We start from the raw sequence: 25,103 nt of genomic DNA, 5'->3' as shown, positions 1-25,103 counted from the left end.
GGATGATTCTAGCAAATACAACAAGCGAGATGCCTGCGACTTGCGGGCATCTCGCTTTATCTAAATAACGTGGTTGGGAATCAACCGCTAATTGTTACCCGCTCAAGCATGGTCGGGTTTTCCAAGTGCCGCAGATTGCCGCGAAAGAGGAGCGTCGCGTACTTTGGTACGCGAGCGACGGTTTGAACGGCAAGGTGCGGTGCTTGGGAAAGCCGCTTAGCGGTAGCTGACGCTTTGCTGAGAATCCTTCACGACTACATCGTGGGCGCCGCCTTCGACGATGGAGGTGGAGCTGACCAGCGTTAGGCGCGCCTTTTCCTGGAGCTCGGGGATCGAGAGGGCACCGCAGTTGCACATCGTGGACTTGACCTTGTAGAGCGTGCCGCCCACGCCGTCCTTGAGGGAGCCGGCATAGGGAACGTAAGAGTCGACGCCCTCGACAAAGCTGAGCTTCGCGGCGCCACCCAGGTCGTAGCGCTGCCAATTGCGGGCACGCGCAGAACCCTCGCCCCAGTACTCCTTCATGTACTGACCGTTCACGTTGACGCGCTCGGTCGGGCTCTCGTCAAAGCGGGCGAAGTAGCGGCCCAGCATCATAAAGTCGGCACCCATGGCAAGGGCGAGCGTCATGTGGTAGTCGTAAACGATGCCACCGTCGGAGCACACGGGCACGTAGACGCCGGTCTCCTCGTAGTACTCGTCACGGGCGCGGCAGACGTCGATCAGCGCGGTGGCCTGGCCGCGGCCGATACCCTTGGTCTCGCGAGTAATGCAGATGGAGCCGCCGCCGATACCGACCTTGATGAAGTCGGCGCCGCAATCGGCCAAAAAGCGGAAGCCCTCGGCGTCGACAACGTTACCGGCACCGACCTTGACGTCCTCGCCGTAGTTGGCGCGGATCCACTCGATAGTGCGCTTCTGCCACTCGCTGAAGCCCTCGGAGGAGTCGATGCACAGAACGTCGGCACCGGCCTCGATGAGCAGCGGCACGCGCTCGGCATAGTCGCGGGTGTTGATACCGGCGCCGACCATGTAGCGCTTGTCGTTATCGAGCAGCTCGTTGGGGTTAGTCTTGTGGCTGTCGTAGTCCTTACGGAAGACAATGCCCATGAGGTGATCGTTGTCGTCGACGATCGGCAGGGCGTTGAGCTTGTTATCCCAGATGACGTCGTTGGCAACCTTAAGGCTGATGTTCTTGTCGCCCACGATGAGCTGCTCACGCGGGGTCATGAACTCGGAGACCTTCGTCTGGTGGTCATCGCGGCTGGGGCGATAGTCGCGGCTGGTGACGATGCCCAGGAGCTTACCCTTGGGAGTGCCGTCGTCGGTGACCGGCATGGTGGAGTGACCGGTCTTCTCCTTGAGCTCGATGACCTGCTCCATGGTCATGTCGGGGGTCAACGTGGAATCGGACTGAACGAAGCCGGCCTTGTGATCCTTGACGGCCTTGACCATAGCGGCCTCGGACTCGGCGCTCTGGGAACCGTAAATAAAGGACAGGCCACCCTCGGTAGCGAGCGCGACACCCATGTCGACGCCCGAGACGGACTGCATGATGGCGGAAACCATGGGGATGTTCAGGGTGATTGCCGGCTTCTCACCGCGCTTAAAGCGGGTTAGCGGCGTCTTAAGAGAGACGTTGTTGGGGATGCACTGCGAGGACGAGTAACCAGGGACCAGCAGATACTCCGAAAACGTGTGGGACTCACCGGGAAAGAACGTAGCCATGTTTCTCCTTTTTCCATGCGACCGGTCGGCTGCAGGCCTCGTAGGACCCAGCCCAACCTTGGGCGCCCAATACTGGGGAAGTATCTTAACGCACTTTGACTGCTACAATGCATGTTTTAAGAAGAGCACACGAGGGTTTGACGCAGGCTTTGCGTTTGCCCAGCAAACACTTTAGCGGGGAGACGTGGAGCACATGAAGTACAAGACGACGGCAAAGTTGGTCATTCAAGCGTGCGACAAAGATCTGCCGGGCGTGTTCGGCCACGGCTGCGTCTTACTGCTGCAGGGCATCGCCCGCGAGCACTCGCTCAACCGCGCCGCCAAGAGCATGGGCATGGCGTATTCCAAAGCGTGGCGTATTGTAAACGAGGCTGAAGGCCAGCTGGGCTGCAAGCTCATCGAACGCGACGGAGCCCGCGGATCCACGCTCACCCCCGCCGGCGAGCGAGCCATAGCGGTCTACGAGGAGCTGCAGGCCGACATCAACAACGTCATCGCCACCAAAGCCGACGCCCTCATCGCCAGCATCAAAGAGTAGCCCATTTGGGACGGGGCCTTATAGCCACACAACCCCTTCTCATAAGTTGCGGTGAAATAGGGACTGTTTATGCGGTTAAAGCCGTAAATCAATCCCTATTTCACCGCAACTTATGAAGTCGAGGATGATTTAGCTAGTTGCGGAGGGCGTTGTCTAGGGTGGCGGCCACGATCAAGGGGTCGTCGGTGCCGGCGAAGAGGCGGATGGTGCTGCCCTGCTTGCCGCGTGGGGCCGAAAGACGCGTCGTTGCGCCGCCGGCAGGCGATGTGCGAAACTCCCCCGGCAAGGCGTCGAAAAGATCATCTGCACTACGCTCGTTAAGGTCGAATTCAACTGCCGGACCAAAGCCGTGCTCGAGGATTCCCGTTGCAACCGCATGATCGGGATGCGAGCTCAGCCCGGGATAGCGCACGTTGCGCACCATCTCGTTGGCGGCCAGGTACTCGGCCAGCGCACGGGCACGGTCGAAATGTGCCTGCATGCGGACATCGAGCGAGTCCAGTCCCCGCTCCAGCACAGCGGCCTCGTCAGCAGTCAAATCAAGCTTGGCCAAGCCACGGCCCTCAAGCAGGGCATGCGCGCACTCGGCCGCAGCATCCACACGATGGCGCTTGAGCTGCGAGCGCGCGACCGATACGGCAACCAACTTGCGCGGAGCATCACCGGCGCACACGCGATCGAGCGCCTCGAGCGACAGCGCGACACCCAGCCGCAGCGAATCGCAGCCAAAAGCTGACGCCACCGTGTTATCCACCACAAACAGCGCGTGGGCCTCACGCGCCGCCCGACCCAGCGCACGCAAATCGGGCACGCGCAGACCAAACCCGCCGATAGAGTTGACGAACCACCACAGGTGCGGACCCTCGGCATCAAACGAAACATCAAAACCCTCGGACGCAGCGGCAAACGCCTCGGCGGACGGCGAGCCCACCAGCGCGACATCGCAGCAATCAAAGCCGCTCGAAAACGCATCGGCAAAGTCGTCCGCAAAGGCCACCAGGCGGTCACCGGGACGCACAACCCCCAACAGAGACAGCGCCGCCGGAACATGCGAAGCCGCAAGCAACCGCGCCTCACGCGCGCCGGCCCTCAAAGCCCAGGCATCTTCTAGCTGCTGTACGCCCATACGGTACCGTCCCTTCAAAACAAAACCCACGATGCGGGTGTTTCCCGCATCGTGGGCAACGGCTGCAGTATAGCGCCGATATGCGACGAATCGCCTAGATCTTGAGCGTGTGATAGGTCACGCTCGCACCCGGAGCGTCAACGGTCACACCATAGGTCTCGGGATAGATGCGCGTCGAGAACACGAGCGCGCCATCGTTCACAAACACCTCGACCGACGAGACATCGCCAACAATGCGCACGTTACGAACCTCGTCGACGGGCTCCCAACGCACGGTGCGACCGCAGCCGGCAGAAGCGCGACCCTCATCGGTAAATCGCATCTCAAAGCGCGAGGGCAGTTCGCCCTCGGCGGGCACAAACACCAGTTTCAGCTCGCCATCTACGGTCGCGGCAAACGCGCCGTCGACACCGTCGACAACAACGTCAAAGCAGGTATCGCCGGCAACCTCCAACGAGCCCTCCCCCACACGCACCGAGGCATAATGGTGCTCAATCTCGCGCGCCGGCTGCTGCAGCACCACGCCGCCGGCACCGGCTGTAAGCTCACGCGGCACCGTCATGCAGTGCTGCCAGCCGCACGCCACGGTGGGATCGTTGCCATAGGTCGGCTCATCAGGCATGCCCATCCAACCGATCAGAATGTGGCGACCGTCCTCGGCCGTAAACTCCTGCGGAGCATAGAAGTCAAAACCGGCGTCCCACAGACGGAACTCGCCCAGATCATAGACGCCGTCACCACCGGTAATGTCGCCCGTTACAGGCATGTAGCCCGCTGCATACACATTGCCGCGGTCCCAACGGTCGCCCTCGAGCCCCTGGGGAGAGAAAGACAGAAACCTTGCCGGCACGCCGCCATCCGCCTCAAGCTCCAGATACCCCGGGCACTCCCACATAAAGCCAAAGCGCTCGGGGGTAGACACGCGGCTCTCGAGCTCCCAACTCAGCATATCGGCCGAGCCATACACCAGGATCTCGCCCACATCGCGCCCGGCACCCTCGCCGTGCATGGCGCAAAATCGACTATCGACATGCGGCCCATCCACGCGACGACGCGCGCCCAGCACCATGTGGTAACGCCCATTATCATCGCGCCACACCTTGGGATCGCGCACATGGCAGGTCAAATCCTCGGGATAATCCTCGGACGCCAGCACCACACGCTTTTGGCTGAACTCCCAACCGGCAAGGCCATCAACGCTCTCGACATAAACAGTATCGGCGCGGCGGCCGGTATTGACGTAGTCGTACGTGCCGTCTGCATCGGAGAGTTTAACGTTGCCTGTGTACAGTACGCGAATGCGGCCGTCCTCGACCAAAGCCGAGCCCGAGTACACGCCATGGCAGTCAAACGGCTCGTCGGGAAGCAGCGGGGCGCCAACGTAGTCCCACGTCATAAGGTCGCGGCTCGTCGCATGGCCCCAGACCTTAACACCACCCTCGACATCAAACGGCGCATACTGAAAATAGGCATGGAACACGCCGCCCGCCTGGCAAAGACCGTTGGGGTCGTTGAGCCAGCCCGCCGGCGGCATAATATGAAAGCGCTGGCCATACTCGCCATGACCGCACTCAGAGGCGGCGGCGTCAACAGCGGCAACCAGCTTTGCAAGGTCGCGACCAAGTGCATTAGACATATTAAAGTCCTAACGGATCGAAAGTTATAAGGCACCAGAGATCGGCACCAGATACGGGAAACGCCCGCGAGCATACAGCCGCGGGTGTTCCTCAATCAAAAGCTCTTAGGCCTGCTCGGAAGCCTTGGGCTCGTCCTTGTACAGGACAAACGAGACGGCAAAGGAAACCAACGCGGCGACCGCAAACATGATCGCGTACTGCACGGGCTGGGCCAGGCACAGCAGGATACCGAAGATACCGGTAACGCCCGTGCCGGAGGCGGCGAGCGAAGTGAGCGCGCAGACCAGGGCACCGCAACCGCCGCCGATGCAGCCAGCGATGAAGGGCTTAAAGAAACGCAGGTTCACACCAAAGATGGCAGGCTCGGTAATGCCCATGAAGGCGGACAGGGCCGAAGGAAGCGCCAGGCCCTTGATCTTGGCATCGCGGGTCTTAAAGGCAACAGCGAGCGCGGCGCCACCCTGGGCGATGTTGGCAGCGCTGGCGATGGGCAGCCAGTAAGTCACGCCGTACTGGGCGAGCTGTCCCAGGTCGATGGCGGTGTACATCTGGTGGATACCCGTAACGACCGTGGGGGCATAGAACAGGCCGACGATAAAGGAACCGATGCCGAAGGGCAGGGTCAGCAGGGCCTGGATCAGACCGAGGATGGCGTTCTCGGCCCAGACAAAGATGGGGCCGACGGCAACGAGCGTCACGAGCACGGTCACGAACACGGAGACGAGCGGGGTCACAAAGAGGTCGAACATCTCGGGGACAACCTTGTGGAGACGCTTCTCCAAGAAGGCGAGGATGGCGCAGGCGATGACGATGGGGATCACGTGGCCCTGATAGCCGACCCACTCAAAGCTGTACACGCCGGGGATGACGGTGACCATGGTCTGAACGCCCTCGGAGGCAACCGTGTAGGCGCTCTGCAGCGAGGAGTTGATGAACGCACCGCCGACGACGGCACCCAGGTACGGGTTGGCGCCAAAGGCCTTGGCGGCGGAGTAGCCGATCAGGATCTGCAGAATGCCAAAGGACGTTCCCGAGACCAGGTCGGCGATCTTATAGATAAAGTTATTGGTGTCGAGCGCGATAAAGCCGTTGGAGGCCATAAAGTTGAGGGCGCTCATAATGCCCAGCAGCAGGCCCGAAGCCACGATGGCAGGGATGATGGGGACAAAGACGTCGCCGAGCACCTTAATGGCACGCATAAAGATGTTCTGCTGCTGCGCCGCGGCCTCCTTGACCTCGGCCTTGGTGGCAGCCTCGACGCCACTGAGCGCGATGAACTCCTCGTAGACCTTGTTGACGGTGCCGGTGCCAAAAATAATCTGGAGCTGGCCCTGGGCCTCAAAGACGCCCTTGGCGCCATCGACATTCTCGATGGCCTCCTTGTTAACCTTGGAATTATCGGCAATCACCAGGCGCAGACGCGTGGCACAGCGCGCGGCCGAAACAACGTTGTCGGCGCCACCGATGTTGTCGAGCACCTCTTGGGCTGATTTGCGGTAGTCCATGACTTCCCTTTCCTCCAACGGGCGCATTTGCACCCGGCCATCTTTGACACTTACACTGTAATCGATTTCAGTTTGATAAGTCTGTAATCGTTTTCACAATAGGGTGAACGGTACGATAAAGCCGGTGAATGGTAGTTTTGAGACAAACATAAGGGCTCAAAGGCAGGCAGACATGCCCAAAGCCTAGACATTCATAAGTTGATGGCCGAGCTTGAGCGTCTTGAGACCGCTCTCCCCCTCCACGCCATCGAGCGTGTTGAGCAACATATTGGTCGCCTCGACGCCACTGGTCAGGTAGCCATAATGCACGGTGGGAATGCCGCCCGTCAGCGCGCGCAAAAAAGCGTTGTCGCCAAAACCGCTCACGCGGTGTATGCCCTCGCCCATGCCGCAAACCTCATCAATAGCACGCAGCGCGCCCGCCGCCATGGTGTCGGTCGCGCAGGCGATAAACGAAACATCGGGAGCGACGGAAAGCAGTTCACGCGCCGCACCATAGCCCGAGTCGAGCGTAAACGAGCCCAAACGAATCAAGGCGGCATCGAGCGGGTTACCCGCGGCGCGCAAGCCGGCCTCAAAACCGCGGCGGCGGTCATAACCAGCAGCGCGGTCCGCTTCGGTAACTCCAATATAGGCAATCTTGCCGTCCACGCGGCCCGCAAGTGCATGGCCTAGCTCAAAGGCGGCCTCGTAATCGTCGTGATAGACGCACGCCGCGCCCTCAACATTCTGACCGATCAGCACGATGGGCACGCGGCACGACTCAATCGCCCGACGGTGCTCGTCGGTAATCATAGTTGCCACCAGCACAATGCCATCAACTGGGTGATTTTGGAACAAATCGAGGTATTCGATCTCGCGATCGGCCGCGTTGTCAGTGTTGGCAAGCAACATCTGGTAGCCACGGCGACCGAGCACCTGGCCAATGCCGGCGGTAATGCGGCTCACGGACTCCGAGTTGATCTTGGGCACGATGACGCCGATGAGCTTGGTGGAACCGGTGCGCAGCGCGCGAGCCTGGCTGGACCGCACGTATCCGGTCAGCTCAATCGCCTGCTTAATGCGCTCGGCCTTATCCGCCGAGATATATCCACCGTTGAGGTAGCGCGAGACGGCGGCGCTCGAAACGCCCGCCAGCTCGGCCACATCTTTCATCTTTACCACGAGCACCCCTGTCGTTGAAATCGCTTTCACCATAATACCCGCGAAGACGGCATACGAACCAAATCAGTCCACCAGGTGGAGCAAACGTCAGCGAGCGGGCAGCTGCCGTGGCGAGGTGCCGCGAAAGAGGAGCGACGCGTACTTTATGTACGCGAGCGACGGTTTGAGCGGCAGATCGCCCGGCAGCTGCCCGCTCGCTGACGTATGCTCGACCAGGAGCGCCCCTCTTTGTGCAATCTGCTCGCTAGGGTTCTACCCGTGGTACTCGCCGTTATATTGAATGAGCGTCAAGTCCTCCACGCCGTCGAGCGCGCGAATGGCATCCACATAGGGCATGTCAACGCCGTCCGAGAACACCTCCACGGCCATCTCGACCTTGTCACCGCGCATGGTCTTGGACTTCACCGTAAACTTGGTACGCCCAAATGCACGCACGATATCGTCGCCGGCGGTCTGGCCCGTGTAGTGGATGACCATCATGTACACGCGCGCCTTGTCCTGGTGACTCGCAAAGCCGGCAATCATCACCACAATCACCACTGCCGTAAGCCCCACGAGCGCGTACATGCCGGCGCCTGCCGTAATGCCTGTGGTAATGGCCCAAAAAAGATACAGCAGGTCGAGCGGGTCCTTAACCGCCGTACGATAGCGGACGATTGACAGAGCACCGACCATACCGAGTGAGATGACCACGTTCGTCGAGATCGCGAGCGTGACCATGCAGGTAAGCACGCACATGCCTACAAGCGTCACGGCAAAGCTGCGCGAATACACCACGCCGGTAAAAAAGCGCTTGTACACGTGATAGATCAGGATGCCCATGGCGAGCGCCACGAGCAGCGAAAGGCCAATCTTGGCAGGGTCGACCTGGCCAAACGCCTCCAAAACGGAGTTCTTAAAAAAGTCCCTGGTGCTCATGGTCTAAATATCCCCTCGGTTCTCAAAATCCGATTCCCAGTAATTAAATCCGCGCAGGTAGGCGGTCTTTTCGTAACACAGGCAGTACTTGGAGACCGCCGTAAGCTCGGCCGCTCCCGGCGGCACCATATCGCGCACCAGCTGCGGGCAAAACTCCGTAAACTTGACCTCCATCACCAGCTTGCCGGGCTCCAGGACCGGCAGCGCGGGCAGCGTCGCGTCAAAGATATCGAAGCTTCCCACCGCGGCACGCACGTTCATGTCAAACGTAATGCGCACGGTGCCCTCATCCATCACCCACGGCTCGCGCTCGTAGTCCACGATGGTCCGCGGGCGCATCATGTTGCAGATGCACTCGATGTAGAACTCGCGGCAGAGCGGATAGGGGCTCCTCAGCAAAAAGTCGTAGTCGCCGGCCAGAATCTGCTCAAACTCGCCGCGCGTGAGCGGCGCATCCTCCTTGTAAATCCAGCTACCGTACTTCTTTTTGCGCTCGAGCTTAATCACCTTGTCGCTGCCGTTATAGATGCGTACGCGATACTTTTTGCGCATGAGAATGCCGGCGTCTTTTTCCTCGTAGGCCGAGTTGCAGTAGTCGTCAAAATACAGGCTGCGAATAGTGTAACCGCCCGCCCGCGCATGCTTGTCCAGCTTAAACACCGGCGCCATGCGACAGGCAAGCGCGGCGTGCTCGCCCTCGTTAATGAGATATTTGAGCTCGTGGCGGTAACGCTCCTGCGTGGTACGCACAGGCGGAGCCGCCAAGCGCTCAAGCAGCGCGCTAGCCCTCCTCATACGTGTCCTCCACGACCTTACCGCCGTCTTGCACGTAAAAACACTTCATGCCGTAGTGCTTGCCGTCGTCGGTCACATAGTAGTCAAACGCATCTTGCGTATAGCCATCGGAGTTGGTGGCACGCACGCGCACAAAATACTGGCCGGCATCGGGCGCATCGCAGGTAACCTCGGGAAGCAGCACGTCCTCGGCCTTAAAGACCACGTCGCTTATGGCATAGTCGCGCGCAAGCTCCACGGTATAGCGAATGTCGCGCGCCTCAAAGTCGTAGGACGCATCCCAGTTAATACGCAGCTTACCGTTATCGATCTGCGGCACGCCGATGTAGAACGGCATGGGCTTTTTAAAACTCTCGCGAAAGCTCTTGTAGTTCTCCTCGATCTCGGAGGGAATCGCCGCGGCGATCTGCTCGTATTGGTCCTTGGTGACAGGCAGATGGTCGATATCGGGCGAAGCAAAGACCAGCGATTCAGTAACCTCGCGGTAGTGCTTGATCATCTTGCTCAGGCGTGCCTCGGTCATATACGAACGCAGGTCCTTGACGGCGCGGTCGAGCTCGCTGCGGAACGATTTGCTGCGCAACGCACGATTGAACAGTACGTTGCCCCAGTAGTTGCTTGCGCCGCGCTCCCAGCTCGCGTAGTCCGAAAACCCGGAAAGAGAAAGCTCCAGCTTGCGCAGCATGCCGTCGTTATCCCAATCTAATAAGTACCAGGTATTTGAGTTGAGCGGGCTGTACAGATAGCAGTTACGGTTCTGCGTATCGCAGTTGCCCGTCAGGATCTGAAACGCCAGCCAATAGACCAGGTTCTCGGTATCGAAGTAGGTGCCGAGCACGTCGTCGATCTTTTGCGATTCGTCGTTGAGCTCATCGAGCATCTCGATGAGCTTGGTGTGGTCCGAATCGCCCTTAATCTCGAGCATGCCCTCAAAGTTTGTCTGATTGTAGTCGGGATCGTCGGCGAGCTTAATGGTATCCTCGTAGCGATGGAAATCGAAGCTGTTCACCTTGTACAGGTGCCCGCTCTTATCCAGGCCATGTGCCTTAAGCGCCGTCTTGTTGAGCTGCTCCACCTGCGTAAACAGGCCGTAGTCCTCAAAGGTGTCGTTGGACTTTTCGGTCTGGTCGCACACCCACAGATGCACAAACTGCGTGCGCAGGCCCATCATCTGGGGAATCCCACGGATAAGGTCGTAGGCCATTTTGTTGCGAAAACGCATACCCTCGCCCATGTGCTTGTTGAGCGCAATCGCGCGCTGTTGGCGCTAGGTACCCTTGCCCTTTTTGAGCTCCACCTTGTAATTCTTTTGCGAGTTATTGCTCGATGTCTGACCACGCACTTGCACGGTGGCATTGGGCGCTTCCTCGCCATAGCCAACCTCGCCGGCCACCGGGCCGTCTTCGTCGCCCGGCTGCAGCAGGCCCATAACCTGATAGCGCGTCACGCCCATGTCGGCATAGTCATACACCGAGTACGTGTTGATCTCGGCCCAGCTGTGGTCGGTATTCTCGGAGCTGTTGCCGCGCGAGACCGTCAGGTACATGGTCACAATACCCGAGTCATCGTAGACCTCGTAGAGCTCGTCCTTGTCGCGCAGGTGCTTGGATTGGTCGGAGGCCTCGGCCTTTTTAATCTTGTCCTGCTTTTTGACCTTTTTGGTCGAGGATTCGTCCTGAGACGAACAGCCCGAAAGCAACAGAGCGCCGGCAGCTGCCTCGATCAGGCAGCGGCGAGACATCAACTTATCGATCATCAGAACCTCCCCAATGTTTTTGGTACAGGCGAACCACCATACGTTCAAACGCACTGCGCGGCTCACCGCCCGCGCGCTTGTCCTCGTAGCATTGCTCAACACGGTCGAGCACCCGGCCCAGCTGTGTAAAGCGACCCGTTTTGTCGGTCGCCACAATGGGCTGCTGGCTCAGGATACGATACGGCAAGTTGGCGGTATAGGTATCGAGCCGCAGCAGCGCCACGATAAAAAACACCGCCGCACCCAACAAAAAGCCAAAGCCGTAAAACTGCTGCGGCAAAAGCAACGACACGGCAGTCGCCAGCCCGGCCACAACGGCAAACAGGCCCGAAGCTAGCACGGCTCCCTTGTAGTCGGTAAAGTACAGCAAGATGAGCATCACCGTATTGCCCACGGCATATAGGCCATAGCCCACGCACAGCGTGCGAAAATACCCGTGCATAAGGTTGTTAAAGCCCAACGGTAGGGCCGACAGCACCGTGGTCTCGAGCGAAATGACCGCCGCGGTCACAAACAGCTGCTTGAGCGCACAAAAGCGCAGTTCGCTGTTGAGCGTGGAGAGCATCTCCTCCTCGGCCACCACAATATCGCCTACCACGCCGCCGTCATTGAACAGGCTGTAGTAGTCACGGTAGCGCGGATAGAAGTTGACCTCGACCGAGACCACAAAGTTGACGGTCGTGACCAGGATCGTCAAAAACGCAATGAGCGCCGGCACATCGTAGTAGGGCGCACCATAAAACAAGCCCTTGACCTGCACGCCAATGGGACCGGCCCAAATAATCACCAGGTGCGCAAAGAGTCCCAGATTGGTTAACAGACCCGTGAGCGCCAGCGGCATAAACTGATCGAGCCACTGCAAAAAGGGCCAGGGGCTGCGGTCGCTCTGAGGAAAATACCGGTACAGCAGCACCACGTCCCAGGCGAGCATGACGCCGTAGCCCAGAGCAATTGACGCCAACAGGCCCTCGACCGGCGGCAGCCCCAGCGCCAGCGCGGCCAGGGCGCACAGGCACGCCACGCCAATGGCAGCCGCAAAGCTGCACAGGATGCCGCGGTAATCCTTGATGGCCGTGAGGTAACTCATGCCGTTCCAGTTGACGATCATAATGTTGAACAGCCACAGGCACAGCAGCCCCTGCAGCAGCGTGGCGCCCGAGAACAGCAAAAAGACGCCGTAGAGCACCGTGCCCGCAACGAGCATGATGGCGTTGGAGCCCCAAAACGAGGGCAGAATCTCTTCTTCGCGCTCGGCAAAGAGCATGTCGGCCAAAAAGCGCGTGACCGGCATGGAGAAAAAGCTTGTAAGCGTAAGAGAGGCCAGCAGCGTATAGGTCACCATGCACACCAGCAAATCCTGGTTGGCGCGCCCTACGCCCCACAGACCGCACAGCACCAAGATACCCACCTGGAGCAGCACGCCCAGCAACATGGGGCCCGTGCACGCAATGCCGGCGTAGCCATAGGCGCGTATCGTGGCAAACAGGCCCTTGCGCCTAAACAGGCGCTTGAGCTCAAAACCAATTCCGGCCATCGGCTACCCCCCCCCTCTCTGGGCAGGTTAAACGCACACGCCGTCTCGTCGTACAGCGCGCGATAGTTGGCGAGCATCTGCTCGTGCAAAAAGTACGTGGCAACGCGACACTGCCCGCGCTCCCCCATCTCAATGCGACGGGCGCGGCTCACGCACATGCGCTCCATGGCATCGGCCAGGCCCTTGCGATACATGGGCGGCGTCACAAAACCTGCCACGCCAAAGTCGTCGCCCGGGGCGCCTTCGAGCAGCTCACGGCAGCAGCCCACCTCGGTCGTCACGCAGGGACGACGCGCTGCAAGCGACTCCAGCACGCTAAGCGGCTGGCCCTCGGAGATGCTCGTCAAAATGGTAAAGTCGAGCTTTTCCATGTACTCGACCACGTTGACGCGACCGGTAAAGATCAGGTCGCGCACGCCCAGGGTATCGACCAGCGCGTGGCACTCGGCGCCGTACTCTTCGTCGTCCACGCCGCCCATGATGTGCAGGCGCACCTTGGGCAGGCGCTCGTGCAACTCAAAGAAGGCATAGATCATGGTCTTGACGTCCTTGATGGGCGCCAGGCGCACCACAGCGCCAATGTCCACCCAGCCGTCATCGGGCTTTAAGGGAATGTCCTTAAAGCGGTTGAACTGGATGCCGTTGGGGATGACCAGGCATTTGTCCGCATCGCAGCCCATATCGATCTGCGTCTTGCGGGCGTTATGGAACAAACTCGTCACGCGGAAGGCGCGGCGGTAGATCTCCTCCGAAAGCAGGTAGAAAAAGCGGATCCAGCGGTCCTTAAACGACGGCACCACCCAATCGGCGCGAATGATCTCTTCCTCGCGCTCGCGGGTATAGATGCCATGCTCGGTCAGCAACACCGGCGCATGGTGAACGCTTGAGCCCAGGCAGGCGAGCAGGCCACCGTAGCCGGTCGAGATGGCATGGTACACATCGGCCACCGGCACCTCGCTGCCCAGCAGGTAGAGCACCGGCAGCAGCATAGAACGCATGGTGTGGAATGCATCGGCAAAGGGCGTGTAGGGATACTCGGCCAGGCACACGTCGCGAAAGATATCCATAAACGTGCGGCTCTGCAAAAACGAGAGCGGATGCACGCGACGGCGGTGGAAGATATCGAATAACACGTCCCAGTCCGGATTGGAGAGCGACACCAGACGGCGTAGCGCCTCGCGCTCACGGTCGTTAAAACTGGCTTCATGTTGCTCGCCCGAAAGCCGCAGAGCATCGTCCAGGAACACCTCGTGCACCTCGACCACGTTGCCGGGCAGCTCGTAGACAAACTTGCCACGGTCAGCAGCATGCGCGCCGATCACCCACAGCACAAACTCGTGCTCGGGCATGGCCGTAATGTAGCCATGCATCCAGGTAGATACGCCGCCGTGCACATAGGGGTAGCAACCCTCGAGTACCAAGCAGATTCTCATTTATCGCCACCCTCCTTGCGCTCGATCGTCACGGTCTTATCATTTGCCTTGAGCAGATACAGATTGCCCGTAAGGTGCGTCAGTTCGTCACCCGTCACCGCACTCGGCTCACCATTATTGGCGCGGAACATGAGCCAAGCCTCGTCGTGAAAGTTGTCCAGGTTGAGCGTCCAGGCATCTGCACTTGTATCCACGCTTACCGTAACCGACGAAAAGCGCTGGATGGCGCCGGAGCACTCCGACGCCGTCTGGTGCCGCAGGTCGGGCGCGGATTTGGTAAGCCACTCCAGGTAGTCGACCAGGCCGCCCTTGTAGACCTCCCAGCCCTCCTTGGCACCGCGATCGGGGTCCAAAAGGTCGTCCGGGTGCATAAAGTGCGTGCTCACGTAGTGCATGTTGAGCTCGGACACGGCTGCCAGGCGCATATAGGAATCGTCGACCATGCCGCCCGAAACAATACGTGGCTGCTCCACAATGCCATCGCTCGCCACGCCAAACTCCTGTACGTACGGCAGGTCCGTGCCGTCCTCAAAATACGTGCTGGCGATGGTCTTAATGCGCGGAACGTCGGTGCCGATGAGCTTGCGCGCTCGGGCCGAAAGGATATTCGACGGCGGTACGTAAACCGAGCCGTGAGCGTTGGGCAGGACCTCGTCCTGAAACGCGATAAGTTCGTTGAGCGAAGCGACGAGCGTCTCTTTGTTCTTCCAGGTCTTGTAGACGTACAACGTACCATAGTCGGTGTCCCAGAGCGCAAGCGGCTGATGGTTGTAGCCGTGAAAGCCCAGCTCGCCGCCCATCTGCAGCAGCATGCCGCCAAAATATCGAAACTGCGTGGTATCGGCCTGTCGCGCGGGCTCGGTCTGGCTGACCGCGTCCTCGTAGTTTTCGATCATCACGCCGGTATAGCGAATGCCGTATTTTTGCGCGAGCTTTTGCAGATCGGGCCACCAGACCTTGGTGTAAAAATCCGCAATGGAAAGGCCGTAGTCACGCTTGATATAAGTACCATCACCCGAGGGCACGGGGCTAGGAAAGTCGTCCAAATAGAACACGGCGCTGTTGATGACCGGATAGGCCGTGGCATCACCCAGTAAGCTGATCGCCGCGGCGTAAAAACCGCGCATGACCTTGTCATAGATACCGATATTGCACACCACGGTGCGCCCGCTACCGCAGTCATTAGACCAAATGAGTGGGGCGCCCGCATCGCCAGTCTTAGCCCACTCACGCGCCGTCTCGCGCAGCGATACCGAAAGCGACGAATCAAAGGGGTCCGAGAGCTCGTAGCGCTCTCCCCCGCCCAGCATAAAGTCCTCACTCGGCACAATGCTTTCGACTTTTACATAGTCATATCCGGCCGATTCAATGCCAAGCTTGGAGGCAATCACTTGCAGATAGCTCGAGTTATCCGGCGGCATGGCGAGCATAAGCGAACCGCCGGCACTCACCCAACTCATAATGTCGCTCAGGTGCGTACTGAGCCCATCGAGCGACGGCATGAGCAAAATCACGCGATCGAAGGAGGTCAGCGAGGGAATGGCATCCGCACCATCCAGGGCAAGGTCAACGTCGCGGTGCGCGATCTTCATGTCGAGCAGGATCTGGTCGAACTGCTCCTTTACGTCCTCGACGCCAGCTTGATCGGAATCGGTAATGACCAGACACGTGGGCTTTTGGCCAAAGATTGCCGAGGAGGCCGGCACCGCATCGTTGGCGGCAAGCATCCCCAGTTTGTGCTGGCCCGCACTGTACTGCACGCCGGCACGTTCGATCAGCAGCACGGCGGCCATGACGAAAAAAACAGCCCACACTACGAGCAGCCCCATCCAACGAAAGCGGCCTGCACGGTCGCGGATATGTTGCACCACGCTCATCGGGCCTCCTCCCCGTCGCGCCAAAACGCCAACTTTTCGCGGTTGTCGGCGCTCAAATACACATGTTGCTTGTCGATCGCATCGATCACGCGGTGGACTTCGTCACCGTCGCGGCGCATCACCGCCAGGCGCAGGCAAAGCATCCAAACCTCCTGCTCCTCGGGCACGTCGAGCACCAGCTGGTCGGTCACGGCCTGCGCCTCGTCGATCTGGTCGACATCGGCCAGCGCCGCGGCATACCGAATACGCAGCTCAACGGAGTCCTCGCGCTCGCAGCGGCGCGCAAGCAGGCGCGCATACTGCTGACGCTGAATCTGAGCTACGCGCCCCTCGGCCAAGCCCGAGTCCAAGTATTCACCGAGAAAATCGCAGTATTCGTCAAGGTTTTGCGCGCTCGGGTCGGTCTTAAAGGCGCGCTCCAGCTGCTGCAGTTTAAGGTCGGACTCCTTGGAGATCTGCGCCACCGCCGTTGCGGCATAGTGCGCCACCTCAACGTCATCGTTAAGCTTAGCCGCCTGCAGCTGCGCCAGGTACGCGTCGGGCTCCTCGGTGAGCATGGAGAGCATTAGGCGGCGCCGGTATGCCGGGTCATTGACGATGAGCGCCTCCTCGAGCGGCACTACGCCTGCATCGTCCTCACCACTCGATACCGACATACTACGATGCAGGTCGTCGTTGAAGCGCAGCGACTCCAGCGCAGACTCTTTCAGCCCCTCGCCAAACATCGCGCCGCGGACCGATAGCAGAACCACCAGCATCGGACCCCACAGCGGCACCAGCACTATCACAGCCAGCATGTGCCCGCGCACTGGCAGCAGGGCCAGCTTCATAAGCGTCCACAGCATCAGGCAAACCAGCGCATGAATCAGCAGCAAGACGGCAGCAACGACAAGCGAGATCAAGCGGCACCCCCCTCACCGTCACCGGTGTAAGAGATGTGCTGCAGCAGCGCCACGATGTCCTCGCCGTAGACGGGCTCCACCGCAATCTGCTTGGCGCTCAGGCGCTCGCGGATAATGGGCAGATCGCACGCCTTTGCCTGGCGCATAAGCAGGTAGAGCACGTCGCCGTCGACGAAGCCCGCCGCGTCGCTTTCGCGAATTGCCGACCCAATTGCGCCTACCAGCTCGCCGACAGGCTCCACGCCCGGTACCACGCGCAGGAGCAAAAAACTCCCCATCTTGCTATCTGCCAGCGCCTGCTCCGCCGCGAGCTCTTGGCCAAAGGCAGCCTGCTTGAGCACGCAAGTGCCGTCAACGCAGCGTTTATCTTGCGCCACCGCCTCATAGTCAAAGGCACGGGCCAGCGCGCTTTCGACCAGCCCGCACAAGATGCGGAACAGGTTTTGATAATAGAGGGTCATTTGGTTTTCGGCCGCACTACGCACAAAGATCAACACGGCGGGTGCCCCGTCGCGCTCGATCGTGTATCCAAACATGGGAAGCCCCGGCGTCAGCTCGCGGTTCACCCACAGGTTCAAACGACCCCCGTCGTCCAAAAGAGGTGCAAGCTGCTCAAGCGTGAGCGAGCGTGCGGCATCTTCGGCAATCGCGGGACTTGCTGCCACCAGGCGAGCAAATGCCCCTCCCGAAACATGGTAAATCGCCACTGAATCGTTCTCGAGGATCTCGCCCAGAAGCTCGCAGCACTTGCGATAGATATCGCGTGGGTTGAGCACGTCGAGCTCCTGTGTCACGGCAAAGATCTTGCCAAAGCTGTCGTGGCGACCCACGATCTGGCGCCTGTACGCGCGCTTGTCCTCGATCGCATCGTGGTAGAGCTGCGTAAGGAACGTATTGCGGTTGCGCACGAGCTCGTTTTGATCGCGCTCCGCCCTAATGGCTTCGCTGTTGCGCAGCTGCACATAGCCGCACACGGCACCCACAACAAAGTACGCAATAAACGGCAGCCAGTTGGACGGCTCGTAGAACAGGCCCTGGAAGGTATAGCCGTACTGAGTAAAGTAGCTCGCGGCCAAACCCACCGACGCCAGCAGCGCCGCAACCAGGCCAAAGTCCAATCCGTACAGCGTGCCGATCAGTACCACGTAGAGCAGGCGATAATCGAGCACGTTGAGCTGGGCCGATTGGGAGAACAGATGCTCCAGCACCTCGAACAGAACCCAGGCAACGCCCGTCTCCAGGCATTTGATGGGCAGCGAGCGCATCTGGATGCGGTCGATGGCGGCGCGCAAGGGGTTGACCTTCTTTGCGCGGCCAGCATCCCAACGCGCTTGAATGGTCGAAAGATCGCGCAGCAAGTCGTAGCGCTGAAACCAGCCATAGCGTACGCGAGCGACGTCGCTGGCGGGCAGGGTGTAGCCGGCGGAATCGCCATAGGCAACGGCAAGGCCGGGGAACAACGCCTTGAGGGCGTCCCCCACCTCACCCGCCGCGTGATGGAAGGCATCGGCAACGTCGAGCGTCTCAAAAGAGGCATCCCAGCTGTCGAAGATACGGCGTACCAGCACCGCAAGCTCCTCGGCACACAGCAGGGGAAACGCCGCATCCTCCGCGCCCTGTAGAGCGACCGATCCGGTTGAGCACGCGTCGAACAGCGGCACCAAAAACGGGTCCTCAAGCGCGGCAGACGCGGTATACAGGAACGGCACGCGCAGGATCTTGGTCTGAACGCCCTCGCGAGCAGCGTAGTAGCGGCACAGGTCGTTGGCTGCGCGGGCGATAATTCCCTTGCCCGTTCGCCCCGCGGCATCGGCGGCACCCTCGGCACTCGCAGGCCCCGCTATATACAACAGCTGGATCCGGCGACCCATGCACGCGCGAAAGACCGAACGCAGCAGCTCGATATCGCCCACGCTATCGATATGCGGGGTAAGGTAATTAGAAAGGTAGACCACGCGGTCGAACTCATAGGCCTGATCCAGGTGTTGCAGAAGCTCTTTCCACGAGGCATGGGGCGATGACTCGTCGCGTCGCGCTTCCGCGGCAGCGACGACCTGGACATGGTCCCCGGGGAACGCCTTGGCACAAAAGTCATCGTCAACATATGCGGTATTGCCAACAACCAGCACCTCCATGGCGCACCCCTCCCCTAAAATCCACATTTGTCATAGTCAAACATGCGTATTGTACGCTGTCAACGCGAGCTGGAGCGCCTTTAAGGCTGTTTTAAGAACTTTTTTAGAGGGAGGAGGCGGCTTTGATTGGACTAGAGGGCAAAGCCTCGAGCGTCTGTTTCATGTTGGAGCCCCTCAAAAGAGAGTTATTGTCCCGGGCGATATAAACCCAACTATCCTGATACGAGCCAACGGGAGCAAGGAACGTAAGGAGCTCCAAGAAACCAATAACGTCCGTACCGTATTTTTTAGAAAACTTGCGCGCCAGATCATACTTTTTCTGCCGTGTTGCCCTACCCGAAAAATCGGACAAAGCATGCTCAAGGTTGCGTGACATATATGCAGCTTTAAAAGGAATCTTCCTTTTATTACAGGTCAGCTCATGCGTCCTGGATAACGTCTTAAGACACGAAGATTTACATTGATTTCTCTGACGCAGCGAGGCGACGTTCGACGTTTCGATCCTATCTTCAAAATAGGAACAATGAGGCCCATCTTCATCATAGACAACCAGCGAATCATCGATAAATGCACCATCGGTATCGGACAACAGCACAATGGCGTCTAAATCGGTGGCACGCAACTTGTCCTTAGCGAGAAATTCCTTCACGGTATCAACCAACCGCCTCTTAATAGTCGAAGCGGGATTTCCTGCACCGAGAGCATGTACCGATGTGATGTCGCCGCGCACAATCCCAAAACGAGGACCAGGATGTTCCCCGCTTGCAAACAAACTTGTAAGAGCACGACCCAATGCCAGCTCATCAGTTTCGCCTTCGACGATAAAAAGAACGAACTCGGTGGCACCCACTACTCGTCACCATCCAAGCAGAGCGCGGCATCGATTGAGTACCTATCCGTAGAACCGTACAAACGCTGTCCGCTATCGCCAAGGCTAATCGCGCGCAAATACTGGTCACGCATGTTATTGGTGGGCTTAACGCCTTTAAAGCGAACAAACCTGTTATCAGGATCTGCAGTGGTCAGAAGAATCTCTGATGCCGGCAGCAATTCAAGAACACGTAGGTTGTGGGCAGTAAACAAGAGCTGCCCCTTGCCAAACGACTCAAGCACGGAAAGAAGCTGCCCCAAGAGGAATTCGAATACGCCCGAGTCGAGCTCGTCAATTGCAAGGAATGCGTCGGAGTACGAATGGACTTCCATAAGGCAGAGCGAGAAAGAGATGAGTTTTCTTACGCCCTCAGATTCACAGCGCAGTGGAATCTCGACCCCATTGCGGCAAGAAAGAAACTCGACTTGCTTGGCGGGTGAATCGCCCTTATCCAAAAGCTGAGATCCTATGACTTTAACCTCGATGGAAAGGCCCGGTACAAGCGTGCCAATTAATCCGCTCACACGCTTAATCGCAGACGAAACGGCTGGGAAATCATCGTCCTTAATAACAGCGGGCTTAAAAAGATTGACAGAAAGGTGACCCTTCTGGCCAAACACGCGGTCATCGATAATATCCATCGAAAGTACGTTTAAGGTGCAAGTTGCATTTGCCAGCGTCGTAAACACATTGACTCGGTAACGGAAATAAAGCCCAAGCTCGGCAAGCAGGCAATACAGCGGAGTGAGAATCTCTTGATGGGCACTCTTGAAAGAAGCCGATTGCATCTCGTACACAGCCTCATTAATCTGCAATTGCTCCGGAGGTTCCTCCTGCATATAAAGATTGAAATCGCAGGCAAAAAGCGAGATCAGATATTTAACAGTTTGTATGGAAAGCATGGGGGACATGTTGCCCCGCTGAAGAACACCTAGCGAAACCAACATCGACATCTTAAGCTGTTGATCCGCGTTCAAAAGATGGGACCAGCGATTTCTGGGCAGAACCGCCGCGGCAGACTCGGGGGCCTCTTGAACAAGCTCCACGAGAGTCCTCTTAGACCCCCATTTGTCTTTATCGACATTAAATTGTTTTACAGCCATTTTTTCGTGCAAAATCCAAGCAGAGTCTGCTCTACGCGAAAAAGTGACGGTATAGAACGTAAGAAATAATTCATCCGCGGTATCAATGTTAAACTCAATATCAATTGAAAAAGAGTCTTTGCCAGGATAAAAGTAGTCGAGAACTTTCTGCCTGTCATATGCGGCACCCGTCATCAGGGTTTTGACCAGGTCAATCGCCTCAATTACAGAAGTCTTGCCGGAGCCATTTTGGCCATAAATGCCTATAACGTCCGCCCCGGGCACAAAGGCAGAGCCGGGCTTCGATTTCGCAAAAGCAATCTCGCCAAAGGCAATATTCTTAAAATCATGCAACGCGATCTGAACAATACGAACCATCAGCAGTCTCCTAGCGTGGAAGTTGCTGATAATCATACTAGATATCGATATATTTTTGCGAATTAGTTATAAATTATTCCGAAATCTAGAAATGATTATCCTCGAAAGTCTTGCTAAACGAATTGTTTTGACGGTCGATCGACCACAAAGATGGCTAAAACCAGAAGTATGCGGCAAAATCAGGACAGGTCGACCACGCCAAGTGGCGACAACGCGTTTACCTGCGGTTTCTTTGTGCGATAAAGGTGGTGTGCTCGGGGGTTCCGGAATCTGCCGCATATTTTCGAAAGCTACGATAAAAAACCGAGCGCTCTAAGCAGAAAAGCGCAACGAAGTCTTTACCAAAAACAGTCCCTTAAACGCAAAAACCGCCTTTCGGCGGTTCCAACGTACCAAGCCGGACGTACCGTCGCAAGGCCTCTTCACAGTTGGAACTTTAGGAAAAGCAAATCCCAGTTCCTCCTTTACCGGGGAAACCGTCGCGAATTAAGGCTGAGCAACAACGCATCAGTAAAATTACGTGCGAGCAGAAAATCACACGCAATTTCGTCTTTTCTCAATTGAGATGTAAGTTTTGACAGGCCGAATCTTACATACAAACAAAATAGAGGGCCGACGCATCAACGCTCTTCAGGTGTCGCCCGAAGGCTTCCACCTTAATTGACCATGTTTTAGTCAGAGGCAATTGCTTGTCGACAGGCCGGCCATAGGTGGAACCACCAATCACAGCATCATAAAAAATAGGGGATGCCCTCCCTTAGGAAGGAACCCCCTTGCAAAACTTCGACCAATGAAAGGCTTCCGTTTTTTGTTGTGAATTTAGTTTAGCTCAATTTAGGCATCTAAGGCGTTGCGACAAAGCTCGTCACAGATTCATCGTTAATCAGCGTCCACCGGAAACCACGCACTAATCACCTTCGTGAGAAATTCAAATCCAGTAGAGACCTGAAGATTGCCCTGATAATAATCGACGTGCTTATTCATTCTTTGAACAAACATTCTCAGGCTCTTTGCTCGATGTTCGGAAACGCCTTGCGAAGCAAGTTTCCTGTGCGCGTATAGCGTAGTGACAATCTGCTGTATACGGTCATTGCTCATCTTTGACTTACGCTGGTCGAGACCGATGCCGGCTATGGTCGACAACTCCCGCGTTACAACGTAGCTTGGCTTAAATTGCGGTCTATCAGCACGCAGGTTATTCAAAATACAGCTATTATGAGCGCATGCATTTCTTAATGACTTGACTGCTTGAAGAATATAGAACTCTTTAAGCATCTCGCGGTCGTCAAACCTATTGGCGCAAAACTTGTAAAAATAGAGAAACGAGGCAAAAGAAATTACTTCGACAAACGCCCACGCGGGGAAGTCGAAATCAGCATACCTGGAAATCAACCCACCAGTGTAGGGACTGTTCTTGCATCTGAGAATCTCGTCTTTGAGCGAATTGTACGACGTTCCATCTGGCTTCGTGCCGTCGTAGGAAGAAATGAACTCCGAGACGACTGCATAGCCGTCCTCCCCCTCCGTCTCGATTCGCTTCAAGAGCTTGACCTTTGCGAAATGTTCTACATCGAGCGTAAGCGGCAGCATTTCATAACGAAGGAGCATGTCGACAATTGACAAATCGACCAGCATCTTGAAATCCAGATTTGCATACTCTCCCTTGCGGGCTCCTTCTTCAACTTTAGGAAACCCAAGCCGATAGGCACGCAGACGAAAATAGTTGCTGTTCTTTTCCAGATAAGATCTGGCATCGTCTTCGCTCATCAGCGAGAAATGGACACCTCTCGATTTGAGATGATCAATCTGCTCGGACGCCGTAAGCCACGGCTTTGTATTAGCGTCGGTCATCAGATCTCCAATCTCATACATAGGCTCGAACCTTAATAGTAACGCGCTAAATCGATGAAGCAAAAGGAGCCAGACGAGGGCCACTCACAACAAAATAACAGCAAAACGAAAATATGACCCAACCCCTCGCTTTGTCGTCGAGTCATTATGATAATTAACAACGTACAACGATGAGGAGCCCGAGCGGAACTCAAGTAGACGGGAACAACGTGCAATCAATCGAACCTCTAAAGACCACGGACGGTCTGGGCGAAGGCAAAGGCGGCATTTGGAAGAAGTGGCCTTGGAAAGACCTAGATCACTATGAATTAATGTCTGATCTTATTCTTAAGGCTAACTACAGCATTCAAGACTTCAATGCTGCCATCAAAGACGGATTTTCTCCCAACATTAAGGACACCGTATTTCTAGTAGCACTCGCCACCTGGATTAAAGATGCATACTGGCAGATTAATTACGCCTGCTTGAAAGAAGTAATTAGAACCAAATTCGAGTTCTCAAGACAGAATGGACTCACAGAGGCGCGTAATTATCTTGAGGCGGTTCGCTCAATCGTAATTGCACACCCCTTAAATTCGACGAGGCATGAAGAATACGGCTTTGGTCCAGAAGGACGAATTTGTATTGATATGCGACGGAAAAGCCTTCTCGACTCATATCCGGGCAGAGTGATCTATCGCATCACACCAAAAGGAATCAAAGAAACCGACAGTGTCGAGGACAACGAAATTGCACTAATGACCTGCCGCCGAAATAAAATAGAAAATGGCAAGCTACATTTTGAAAGATGTTGCCTGGATATGTGCGATATCCGCAACTCAGCCCAAGTCTACATTGACGCCTTATACGAACTCGATCGGTATCTCGGCCGACTAAAAAAGAGAAACTTCGAAAAATGAGTGTAATCTTCTCTAGCGAATTGATCTACGCTCAGCCGTAACTGCATTTTGAACATCTTTTAGATGCTTCTGCGCCTTTCGGCGTATATCTTTTAATTCCTTAACTGGATCAACGTCAACCTCATTAAAAACATGGGTTATATCACCGTCACGATATGCAACAAAGGAAAAGCCGCCTAACTTGCCGACAGCTTTGCCGTGCTGCGATAGCAATTTCTTCATATCTCTGCGAGCGTCACGTATTCTAGGCTCAGCACAATCCAGAAAATGGCAGAATAATTCAAGTACAAGCTCCTGGTACTTCATGTTTGTATACCTGAAGCAAAGGTAGGGGCAGCCGGACGAATCACGTTCTTTCATTATCGAAATTGACTTGTTTAAAAAAGCGCGCAGCTTTGGCGAGGTATTGTAGTCGCGCATATCTGCAATTTGGTCAAGATCAAATCGGACCCTAATCAAACCGTTTTCCCTAACAAGCGAAACAACGGTTTGACCATGCTGAACGGGATTTCGTATCTCATACATAAAAACATAGAGGCCACCTCGGTCATACCAAGTAGAAGGCAACTTCCAATAGTTTTTATATAGTTCTTTTACAGAACCTCGGTCATAATCCCGCATGACCGCTTGCATTCTATCGACAAGACCACGGGCTGCGGATACATAATTACCAAAGGCGGCGTTAACAACAGTCCTTTCGCCAAAACCACCGCTGGTAAAACCGTCGGGCAAGGAGTCAAACCGATCGCACGGAACCAGGCGCCGCAGTTCACCGTAGTTCCATCGAAACTGTTCATACAGTTGGTTAACCTCCCAAAGTGACCGCACAACACCGTCATACTCTTTCACTTTGGTTGCAGAATCGCCCTCGAGATATTCAATCTTTGAAAGCGCTTCCTGAGCTTCGTCGCTCACCGATTGAAGCGGCAAAACATGAAATAAATCTGCCAAAGTAATCCCCCCTTGAATCCCGG

Annotated in this window: 20 protein-coding genes; 2 read left to right on the top strand and 18 right to left on the bottom strand. The window is 56.7% G+C overall.

The genetic code is table 11. The features are described from left to right. Positions 1-216: 216 nt before the first annotated feature. Positions 217-1,728 (bottom strand): IMP dehydrogenase, encoded by a 1,512-nt coding sequence (locus AB5767_RS07500; protein WP_006234046.1) that lies wholly within the window; start codon positions 1,726-1,728, stop codon positions 217-219. A 193-nt stretch (positions 1,729-1,921) separates the two neighbouring features. On the opposite strand from AB5767_RS07500, the gene AB5767_RS07495 reads away from it, so the two are divergent. Continuing rightward, positions 1,922-2,266 (top strand): winged helix-turn-helix domain-containing protein, encoded by a 345-nt coding sequence (locus tag AB5767_RS07495; protein ID WP_055309535.1) that lies wholly within the window; start codon positions 1,922-1,924, stop codon positions 2,264-2,266. A gap of 133 nt (positions 2,267-2,399) precedes the next feature. Here the strand turns inward: AB5767_RS07495 and AB5767_RS07490 are convergent, their stop codons facing one another. The 16 genes from AB5767_RS07490 to AB5767_RS07415 form a co-directional block, all read right to left on the bottom strand. Continuing rightward, positions 2,400-3,392, bottom strand: a complete 993-nt coding sequence (locus tag AB5767_RS07490; RefSeq protein ID WP_368132013.1) for a PLP-dependent transferase — start codon at positions 3,390-3,392, stop codon at positions 2,400-2,402. 94 nt (positions 3,393-3,486) lie between these two features. Further along, positions 3,487-5,028 (bottom strand): glycoside hydrolase family 32 protein, encoded by a 1,542-nt coding sequence (locus AB5767_RS07485; RefSeq protein WP_368132012.1) that lies wholly within the window; start codon positions 5,026-5,028, stop codon positions 3,487-3,489. A 105-nt stretch (positions 5,029-5,133) separates the two neighbouring features. Then, complete coding sequence (locus tag AB5767_RS07480) at positions 5,134-6,534, bottom strand: PTS transporter subunit EIIC (RefSeq protein WP_368132011.1); 1,401 nt, start codon at positions 6,532-6,534, stop codon at positions 5,134-5,136. A gap of 183 nt (positions 6,535-6,717) precedes the next feature. After that, entirely contained in the window at positions 6,718-7,689 is a 972-nt protein-coding gene (locus AB5767_RS07475; protein ID WP_368132941.1) for a LacI family DNA-binding transcriptional regulator, read from the bottom strand. 261 nt (positions 7,690-7,950) lie between these two features. Beyond that, on the bottom strand, positions 7,951-8,616 hold the full coding sequence (locus AB5767_RS07470; protein WP_368132553.1) for a DUF4956 domain-containing protein: 666 nt from the start codon (positions 8,614-8,616) through the stop codon (positions 7,951-7,953). A gap of 3 nt (positions 8,617-8,619) precedes the next feature. Beyond that, positions 8,620-9,411: a polyphosphate polymerase domain-containing protein gene (locus AB5767_RS07465; protein ID WP_368132554.1), complete on the bottom strand. Its 792-nt coding sequence runs from the start codon at positions 9,409-9,411 to the stop codon at positions 8,620-8,622. Next, positions 9,398-10,663, bottom strand: coding sequence for a CotH kinase family protein (locus AB5767_RS07460; RefSeq protein ID WP_368132558.1), 1,266 nt, complete (start codon positions 10,661-10,663; stop codon positions 9,398-9,400). The genes AB5767_RS07465 and AB5767_RS07460 overlap by 14 nt, the downstream gene beginning before the upstream one ends. Before the next feature lie 15 nt (positions 10,664-10,678). Continuing rightward, on the bottom strand, positions 10,679-11,167 hold the full coding sequence (locus AB5767_RS07455; protein ID WP_368132555.1) for a hypothetical protein: 489 nt from the start codon (positions 11,165-11,167) through the stop codon (positions 10,679-10,681). Continuing rightward, positions 11,157-12,641, bottom strand: coding sequence for an exopolysaccharide Pel transporter PelG (pelG, locus tag AB5767_RS07450; protein WP_368144790.1), 1,485 nt, complete (start codon positions 12,639-12,641; stop codon positions 11,157-11,159). The genes AB5767_RS07455 and pelG overlap by 11 nt, the downstream gene beginning before the upstream one ends. Beyond that, complete coding sequence (gene pelF / locus AB5767_RS07445; RefSeq protein ID WP_368132556.1) at positions 12,539-14,134, bottom strand: GT4 family glycosyltransferase PelF; 1,596 nt, start codon at positions 14,132-14,134, stop codon at positions 12,539-12,541. The genes pelG and pelF overlap by 103 nt, the downstream gene beginning before the upstream one ends. Continuing rightward, positions 14,131-16,011 (bottom strand): DUF2194 domain-containing protein, encoded by a 1,881-nt coding sequence (locus AB5767_RS07440; protein WP_368132894.1) that lies wholly within the window; start codon positions 16,009-16,011, stop codon positions 14,131-14,133. The genes pelF and AB5767_RS07440 overlap by 4 nt, the downstream gene beginning before the upstream one ends. Then, on the bottom strand, positions 16,008-16,913 hold the full coding sequence (locus AB5767_RS07435; RefSeq protein ID WP_368132510.1) for a hypothetical protein: 906 nt from the start codon (positions 16,911-16,913) through the stop codon (positions 16,008-16,010). The genes AB5767_RS07440 and AB5767_RS07435 overlap by 4 nt, the downstream gene beginning before the upstream one ends. Continuing rightward, the gene (locus AB5767_RS07430) at positions 16,910-19,048 is read right to left on the bottom strand and encodes a DUF4118 domain-containing protein (RefSeq protein WP_368132511.1); all 2,139 of its coding nucleotides are present in this window, start codon (positions 19,046-19,048) and stop codon (positions 16,910-16,912) included. The genes AB5767_RS07435 and AB5767_RS07430 overlap by 4 nt, the downstream gene beginning before the upstream one ends. Positions 19,049-19,151: 103 nt before the next feature. Further along, positions 19,152-19,898 carry a hypothetical protein gene (locus AB5767_RS07425; protein WP_368132512.1) on the bottom strand — a complete coding sequence of 249 codons (747 nt, stop codon included), beginning with the start codon at positions 19,896-19,898 and terminating at the stop codon, positions 19,152-19,154. Further along, positions 19,898-21,379 carry an AAA family ATPase gene (locus tag AB5767_RS07420; protein WP_368132513.1) on the bottom strand — a complete coding sequence of 494 codons (1,482 nt, stop codon included), beginning with the start codon at positions 21,377-21,379 and terminating at the stop codon, positions 19,898-19,900. Before AB5767_RS07420 ends, AB5767_RS07425 begins: the two co-directional genes overlap by 1 nt. Before the next feature lie 879 nt (positions 21,380-22,258). Beyond that, positions 22,259-23,230 (bottom strand): Abi family protein, encoded by a 972-nt coding sequence (locus AB5767_RS07415; RefSeq protein WP_368137002.1) that lies wholly within the window; start codon positions 23,228-23,230, stop codon positions 22,259-22,261. A 209-nt stretch (positions 23,231-23,439) separates the two neighbouring features. Here AB5767_RS07415 and AB5767_RS07410 point away from each other — a divergent pair, with 209 nt between their 5' ends. Beyond that, entirely contained in the window at positions 23,440-24,129 is a 690-nt protein-coding gene (locus AB5767_RS07410) for a hypothetical protein (protein ID WP_368132895.1), read from the top strand. A gap of 12 nt (positions 24,130-24,141) precedes the next feature. On the opposite strand, the gene AB5767_RS07405 is transcribed toward AB5767_RS07410, so the two are convergent. Next, positions 24,142-25,080 carry a hypothetical protein gene (locus AB5767_RS07405; RefSeq protein WP_368132516.1) on the bottom strand — a complete coding sequence of 313 codons (939 nt, stop codon included), beginning with the start codon at positions 25,078-25,080 and terminating at the stop codon, positions 24,142-24,144. Between the last annotated feature and the right edge of the window lie 23 nt (positions 25,081-25,103).

The organism is Collinsella aerofaciens, from assembly GCF_040926265.1.
In the GTDB taxonomy this organism is placed as follows: Bacteria; Actinomycetota; Coriobacteriia; order Coriobacteriales; family Coriobacteriaceae; genus Collinsella; species Collinsella aerofaciens_BB.
The sequence above is the reverse complement of the archived record's forward strand: the minus strand, read 5'-3'. Positions and strand labels throughout refer to the sequence as shown.

Excerpts from the sequence above, each read along its gene's own strand:
- AB5767_RS07475 (WP_368132941.1), bottom strand. The coding sequence starts at position 7,689 with ATGAAAGATGTGGCCGAGCTGGCGGGCGTTTCGAGCGCCGCCGTCTCG.
- AB5767_RS07430 (WP_368132511.1), bottom strand. The coding sequence starts at position 19,048 with ATGGAGGTGCTGGTTGTTGGCAATACCGCATATGTTGACGATGACTTT.
- AB5767_RS07415 (WP_368137002.1), bottom strand. The coding sequence starts at position 23,230 with ATGACCGACGCTAATACAAAGCCGTGGCTTACGGCGTCCGAGCAGATT.
- pelF (WP_368132556.1), bottom strand. The coding sequence starts at position 14,134 with ATGAGAATCTGCTTGGTACTCGAGGGTTGCTACCCCTATGTGCACGGC.
- AB5767_RS07455 (WP_368132555.1), bottom strand. The coding sequence starts at position 11,167 with ATGATCGATAAGTTGATGTCTCGCCGCTGCCTGATCGAGGCAGCTGCC.
- AB5767_RS07485 (WP_368132012.1), bottom strand. The coding sequence starts at position 5,028 with ATGTCTAATGCACTTGGTCGCGACCTTGCAAAGCTGGTTGCCGCTGTT.
- AB5767_RS07465 (WP_368132554.1), bottom strand. The coding sequence starts at position 9,411 with ATGAGGAGGGCTAGCGCGCTGCTTGAGCGCTTGGCGGCTCCGCCTGTG.
- AB5767_RS07495 (WP_055309535.1), top strand. The coding sequence starts at position 1,922 with ATGAAGTACAAGACGACGGCAAAGTTGGTCATTCAAGCGTGCGACAAA.
- AB5767_RS07500 (WP_006234046.1), bottom strand. The coding sequence starts at position 1,728 with ATGGCTACGTTCTTTCCCGGTGAGTCCCACACGTTTTCGGAGTATCTG.
- AB5767_RS07480 (WP_368132011.1), bottom strand. The coding sequence starts at position 6,534 with ATGGACTACCGCAAATCAGCCCAAGAGGTGCTCGACAACATCGGTGGC.
- AB5767_RS07470 (WP_368132553.1), bottom strand. The coding sequence starts at position 8,616 with ATGAGCACCAGGGACTTTTTTAAGAACTCCGTTTTGGAGGCGTTTGGC.
- AB5767_RS07420 (WP_368132513.1), bottom strand. The coding sequence starts at position 21,379 with ATGGTTCGTATTGTTCAGATCGCGTTGCATGATTTTAAGAATATTGCC.
- AB5767_RS07490 (WP_368132013.1), bottom strand. The coding sequence starts at position 3,392 with ATGGGCGTACAGCAGCTAGAAGATGCCTGGGCTTTGAGGGCCGGCGCG.
- AB5767_RS07440 (WP_368132894.1), bottom strand. The coding sequence starts at position 16,011 with ATGAGCGTGGTGCAACATATCCGCGACCGTGCAGGCCGCTTTCGTTGG.